This window comes from Maribacter litoralis, from assembly GCF_003075045.1.
GTDB classification, from domain to species: Bacteria; Bacteroidota; Bacteroidia; order Flavobacteriales; family Flavobacteriaceae; genus Maribacter; species Maribacter litoralis.
Map to the genome: position 1 here is coordinate 1 of NZ_QCZD01000013.1, position 5,317 is coordinate 5,317.

General features: G+C 36.0%; 7 protein-coding genes. 2 read left to right on the plus strand and 5 right to left on the minus strand.

Going from position 1 to position 5,317, the window contains the following annotated elements; all coding sequences use genetic code 11:
- A partial coding sequence (locus DCS95_RS20015; RefSeq protein ID WP_116772564.1) for a DUF4138 domain-containing protein occupies window positions 1-194 on the plus strand: 194 nt, incomplete at its 5' end.
- A gap of 7 nt (window positions 195-201) precedes the next feature.
- Window positions 202-564, plus strand: coding sequence for a hypothetical protein (locus DCS95_RS20020; RefSeq protein WP_116772569.1), 363 nt, complete (start codon window positions 202-204; stop codon window positions 562-564).
- Window positions 565-574: 10 nt separating this feature from the next.
- Here the strand turns inward: DCS95_RS20020 and DCS95_RS20025 are convergent, their stop codons facing one another.
- From DCS95_RS20025 to DCS95_RS20380, 5 genes are all read right to left on the minus strand, one after another.
- Window positions 575-1,942 carry an RNA-binding domain-containing protein gene (locus tag DCS95_RS20025; protein ID WP_116772570.1) on the minus strand — a complete coding sequence of 456 codons (1,368 nt, stop codon included), beginning with the start codon at window positions 1,940-1,942 and terminating at the stop codon, window positions 575-577.
- A 148-nt stretch (window positions 1,943-2,090) separates the two neighbouring features.
- Window positions 2,091-3,725: a nucleotidyltransferase domain-containing protein gene (locus DCS95_RS20375; RefSeq protein ID WP_164674256.1), complete on the minus strand. Its 1,635-nt coding sequence runs from the start codon at window positions 3,723-3,725 to the stop codon at window positions 2,091-2,093.
- On the minus strand, window positions 3,726-4,553 hold the full coding sequence (locus tag DCS95_RS20040; RefSeq protein WP_116772573.1) for an SMODS-associated NUDIX domain-containing protein: 828 nt from the start codon (window positions 4,551-4,553) through the stop codon (window positions 3,726-3,728). It abuts the gene before it with no gap.
- Complete coding sequence (locus DCS95_RS20045; protein ID WP_208630777.1) at window positions 4,546-4,962, minus strand: lecithin retinol acyltransferase family protein; 417 nt, start codon at window positions 4,960-4,962, stop codon at window positions 4,546-4,548. Before DCS95_RS20045 ends, DCS95_RS20040 begins: the two co-directional genes overlap by 8 nt.
- A gap of 4 nt (window positions 4,963-4,966) precedes the next feature.
- Window positions 4,967-5,140, minus strand: a complete 174-nt coding sequence (locus DCS95_RS20380) for a hypothetical protein (protein WP_164674257.1) — start codon at window positions 5,138-5,140, stop codon at window positions 4,967-4,969.
- Window positions 5,141-5,317 lie beyond the last annotated feature (177 nt).

Below are 5,317 nucleotides of genomic sequence, written 5' to 3' on the forward strand. Positions count from 1 at the left end.
TGTATCAAGAACCAACGTACAAACACAATCTGCCTTCAAAAATTGCAAAAAGTGAGACGGTTCGCTTCGTTTATGTATTGCCCAAATTTTCATTATCTAATGACCGTAGGGCGATTTTAGAATTGAATGAAAAAGATGGCGAACGCAATATAGAAATGAAAATATCACATAGATATATCAATAACCCAAATTAATACTATTATGAAAAGATTAGTCATTTACTCGCTCGTACTTTTGTTCCTTTCTTGTTCAGAAAGCACAACAAAATCCCCTTCTGAAACTGCCAAAGTTGTTGCGTCAAGCTTTTTTTCAAAAGATGAATCAGCCTTAAAAAAGCACACCACTTCTGAAGGCTATGCCAGTTTGATTACCGTACAGAATATGATGCCAGATTCTGATGAGGATATCGAAGTAGAAATTTTAGACGAAGCCGTTGATGGCGAAATTGCCTGGGTAAAATACAGTACCACCTACGATGGGAAAACAGGAATCTTTAAATTGGCTAAAGAAAATGGTCAATGGAAAGTGACCAGTAAAGGTGTAAGGGAAAAAGGGCCTTTTTAAAAGACTTTTTTTAATTCTTATCGAGATTGATTTCCCAATAACCTCTCGTACCACCTACACGCTCTATAAAACCAGCATTCTTTAAATTGTTTAGATGCTTTTGGATTGCAGATTCGTTGATGTGTAAAACCTCTGCAATTCCTGAACGGCTTATTCGGTTATCTGAAGCAATTAGTTTTAGAACTTCCTTTTGTCTATGCGTTAATTCTTTAATATCATCAATTTCAGCATCCTTTTGACCACCTATTTGACCACCTTTTAGACCACCCATTACACCACCTATTTGACCACCTTCTTCAACAGCAGTTTCTTTAGCGTTAAAAGTCATTCTAAGGAAGTTATCCGAAAAGCCAAAACTCTCTTTGCCATAGTGTTCCAAAATACGAGGGATGCCAGAACCCAATTGTTCCACGAGTTCCAAATCCTTAAAAATCCGCATCAGTTCTTTGTTACGTGGAACTGAAAAGCCCTCGAAAAATTCCTGTTTGCTCAATCCTTCCGGAAGACCACCTGCCGAAGTGATTTCAATTCTATCCGCAAAGATTTCAAACTTTGGGGTAATCTCATTGGTATAATCATTATGTACAAAAGCATTGATGACGGCCTCGCGCAATGCGATGGGATTCCAAAGATTGGCTTGTTGCCTTTCTTTGGCGGTTATTTTTGTGTTGGTTCGGTTTTCAACCGCAATTTTATCAATCACTTGCTTGGTGGCTTTGACCAGGCATTCGTGACCATACTCGTTGCTTTCTATCAAGTCTGTTCGGGTTTTGCCCGAATACTTGGCAACTTTAATTGAGGTATTATTCTTGTCTGCCAAAAGATAGCCAGCGTAATTGAATGCGCCATCTTCGGTTAATAGTTCCAAGTTCTTTGCAAAGGCTTTACCAAGGGTATGACCCGATTCCTCGTAGTAGATTTTCAACTGGCTAAAGCTTAAATCTTGACGACCCGCCTTAATTTTGCTGATGGAATTTCGGGTGCGCTTGGCAAAGAGCTCGTCAATCATTTTTTGTGGCATTGGCTCAGCAGCTGAACCTAAGCGGATAAAACAACCCTTTTCGCTCATCCCGTATTTTTTGAGATGATATGGTTTTTCTGGACCGCTCGCCACGATGATTTTAAGGATATTATTACCATCTCGTTCCTCACTCACAATATCAAAAAGACCCAAAGCTGAAGGACGGATATTGTTCTTTAACCTGTCTTTAATTTTTAATTGGTCGCCATCCGCATCAGCCAGACCGCAAGTATTCCCTTCCTTATCAATACCAATATAAATAATGCCGCCTTCACGATAGTTTAAAAAAGCAATGACCTCTTTTTCAAGTCCATCGGACAGTTCTCGTTTGTATTCTATACGGTTTGTTTCGGTCATTGTTTAAATAAAATCGGACAGTAAAGATAATGATATTAAATTGTGGGAATAGGTTTGTAAGCCTTCTATAAGTCTCCAAGAATCTTGAAACTGGAAAAAAGAACAGCAATAGAAGCTTAACGACAGGACACAATAACTAAGTGTTGCTTTAGTGCTTTATTTCATCTGCCATCCACACACCATATTTTTTCCATAGTTCATACATTACTAACCATTCCGATATCCAAGGAACCACATCTACGAAGTTCAAGTCTAAATTTCGTGGCATATCCTTTGGGTAGTACAAGCACAAACTGTTCCCTGGATATAAGTGTGGGGTTTTTCCAAATTGGATTTGGCTATCATTAAGAATGAAAACCCTTTCCTTTCTGTAAGTGTCATTGATATCATAACTAATTAAAATCTCATATTCTTTTTTGCATCCCTTTGGTTTTATCTTACCCTTACCCAATAGTTTACCATCTTTGACAACTGTTTGCAACCAAGGAAAATTTTTATCGACCAATTCTTTTTGGATATATGCAGCTATATAATTTTTTGAAGATAAATTGTTGTGGGTTTTTTTAATATCCAATTCAATACCACCATAGTTTCGATGTGGTTTGCTTTCATATCCATTGTTTTTCGTAATATTTCCCTTTGGGTCTACGTGATTTTTTCCAGACATAATTGTAAGACCAGCTTTTTCAAGTGTATCTACTTTACCCTTGGATAAATTTTCTAACTGGGCTTTTAAAATAGTTTTAGTTCTTGTACTACCAAAGAGTTCTTCAGCTACTCCAAAATCCCCTTTTTTAAGTCGCTCCCATTTTTCCTTATAACTTTTAGCAAAAGCAATAAATTGATTATAAAACTCCTTATCCTTATCCCACTTATCCGAAAAATCTTCCTCTGGATTCACAGGGTTTAATACTTTAATTCTCTTGTAAATTCCGCGATTTTCAAATAGTAGTTGATAGTCTGAGTAATTACTTATAATGCGATTCAGAACATTATCTATGGTTTCATATATTGATGGCTCTCCTTCATAAAATTGTCCAAAAATTGTAGTTAAAACAATACTTGAAGTTCTGTGTTTTGCACTATCATCAAAAAATATGTCGCGATAACGCTTAGTTAGCTGAACCGCTCTCTTCAAAGGTTCTTTTGAATAAAAATCTTCCTCTGGCAAATCTTCCTGTTCAGCTTTTGCTTCAGCTAAAGTGACAAAATTTTCGTATGCCTTTCTTAATAAAATGGGTTGGCGAACATCTTTAGCTATATCCAAAAACCAACCTATATAACCTTTTGGAAATGTAGATGTCCAAGATGCCAATTCACGATCTGGCACCATCAATTTATCCTCGTTCTCAATAACAATACATCCTGGAAGGATATCCAAATGAAAATCGCCAGAATAATTTATTCTTGCACATCTGTTTTTAGGAATTAACTTGGGACGATAAACATCATTGCCTCTAAAAACTCGAATTAAATGATTGTAAATTTCTGAGGAAGTATAGTTATAGTACAAATCTCTAATATGGACAACTATGTCCAAATCAAATTCATCTTTACCATAAGGCTTTGTAGTGGTACCTATTGCCTTTGAACCTTGCGGATATAACACAAAATCGACCTTTGAGAAAAATACTGGGTCTGCTTTTAAAACATCGTAAATGGCATTGTAGGCAGATTCCATTCTGTTGGATCGGGAATCGTCCAACTCAAGTGATTCTGCCATTCTTGCGAGTAGGTCTTCTCTTTGGAAGCCTTGATTGTATAAGTATTCTTGAAAGTTCATCTATATTGTAAATTTGGTGTGCTGTCCTATTTTTAATTTATGTTCATTAAAGCATTCCTTTTCAATTTCGTCCTTTGTGACAAATGCATAGTGCTTAGTAAAAGTCTTTTTTGCCAGCAGTTTGTTCAACTCTTCAAATTGCTCAGGACTGAGTTCTATCTGAAATATGTCGTATATAAGAGTATGATATTGTTCGCTTTTGAACCTATTTTGCTTGCTAAGAATGTTCTCGTGCGAACACAAATACTCAGCTCGTATTGTTTGAAAATTTTCTTGACTTACAATTTTAGATTCCAACAGTTCTTCATAAAACTCTCGCCATACTCCAGTCTCTCTGTCTTTTCGAGACTTGAACCATCGGATTATTTCTGGAACGTATTTTGCCTTTACAAAAAAACGTAAATCATCAAGGTTTTTCTTGTCAGATTTCGGGTGTGCTTCCCACTCCTTATAAATATCTTTATTCCCAATAGTTTTATAAACTCCACCAACAGGCTGATACTGGTCGATTTTTGAACCTTTTACAAGAAAATATCTTTCAGAACCTGAAAGCTTAATTCTCATTAAATAGCTTAGGGATACATAAGTTTCCTTATTGGGAATAAATAATGAGCATCTCAATGAAATCCAAAAATATTTTCCTTGATATTTAATCGTTTCATAGATACCCATCACGCAGGTTGACAAAACTGCAAATGCAACAGCAACAAGAATTTCTTTATGAAAATCCGTTACAGGATTTAAATAAAAATACCTGTAAATTAGGTAGCCTACTGCGCAGAAAAAAACTATCACATACCCAAAAAATCGTCTCAATTCTTTACTCATCCTTTGAAACTAGTTTTAAGAAAATAGCGCTTGCCAAAATGACGAAACCAGTAGTTACTTGACTACTTTCAATTTTCCCAAACTGTACCCAATTCGCAAAATGCTCGCAGTTAAAATTTATAAGACTGTAACTTTCTCCCAATTTTGAGTAAGCTCTGTTAATTGCTTGATTGCGCTGAAAATATGAGCCACTAAATCTTCGTACTCCAGTAGGCTCGTAATCCTGCAATAGGTTTATTAATTCGTTATAATGTAATTCTTTAACGCCATCAGACAAGTTGCCCACAAAAGTGTTATTACTTACATAAACGATGTAGTGGTTTAAAATTCGTCCTAAACCCTTTCGCTTTTTTGCAAGAATTACATCTCCAGCAAAGAGAGTGGGTAGGTTGGGTATTGTATTCATCATATTTCTATTTTTCTTTTCTGACTCCTTTAAATTTTCCGCCGGTCGTTTTCACGTCCATAAACTGACCATTTTCAGCATTCCGCTTAACAAACAAGTTTGTCTTTGGATTAAGTACTTGTGACCTTTGTCTTATAGCTCCTTTTCGAGCGTTATCCCCTGTTGGTTTATTTGTTGCCATATTAGTATTTGTTAAAAACTTTGTTAGTTTTGCTTTTGCGTGTTACTACCACCCTCAGTACGCAAAACCATTCCCAACGCTTTTGCGTATAAGAAATGAAAGCATTGATGTCCAATTGGAATAAACTTAAAGATGAACCTACATTAAGGTTAATAGAAATGTTTCAGGACAATAAGA

What these genes read in the sequence shown, in the direction of transcription:
- DCS95_RS20020 (WP_116772569.1), top strand. Translation starts at nt 202, where the DNA reads ATGAAAAGATTAGTCATTTACTCGCTCGTACTTTTGTTCCTTTCTTGT.
- DCS95_RS20025 (WP_116772570.1), bottom strand. Translation starts at nt 1,942, where the DNA reads ATGACCGAAACAAACCGTATAGAATACAAACGAGAACTGTCCGATGGA.
- DCS95_RS20375 (WP_164674256.1), bottom strand. Translation starts at nt 3,725, where the DNA reads ATGAACTTTCAAGAATACTTATACAATCAAGGCTTCCAAAGAGAAGAC.
- DCS95_RS20040 (WP_116772573.1), bottom strand. Translation starts at nt 4,553, where the DNA reads ATGAGTAAAGAATTGAGACGATTTTTTGGGTATGTGATAGTTTTTTTC.
- DCS95_RS20045 (WP_208630777.1), bottom strand. Translation starts at nt 4,962, where the DNA reads ATGATGAATACAATACCCAACCTACCCACTCTCTTTGCTGGAGATGTA.
- DCS95_RS20380 (WP_164674257.1), bottom strand. Translation starts at nt 5,140, where the DNA reads ATGGCAACAAATAAACCAACAGGGGATAACGCTCGAAAAGGAGCTATA.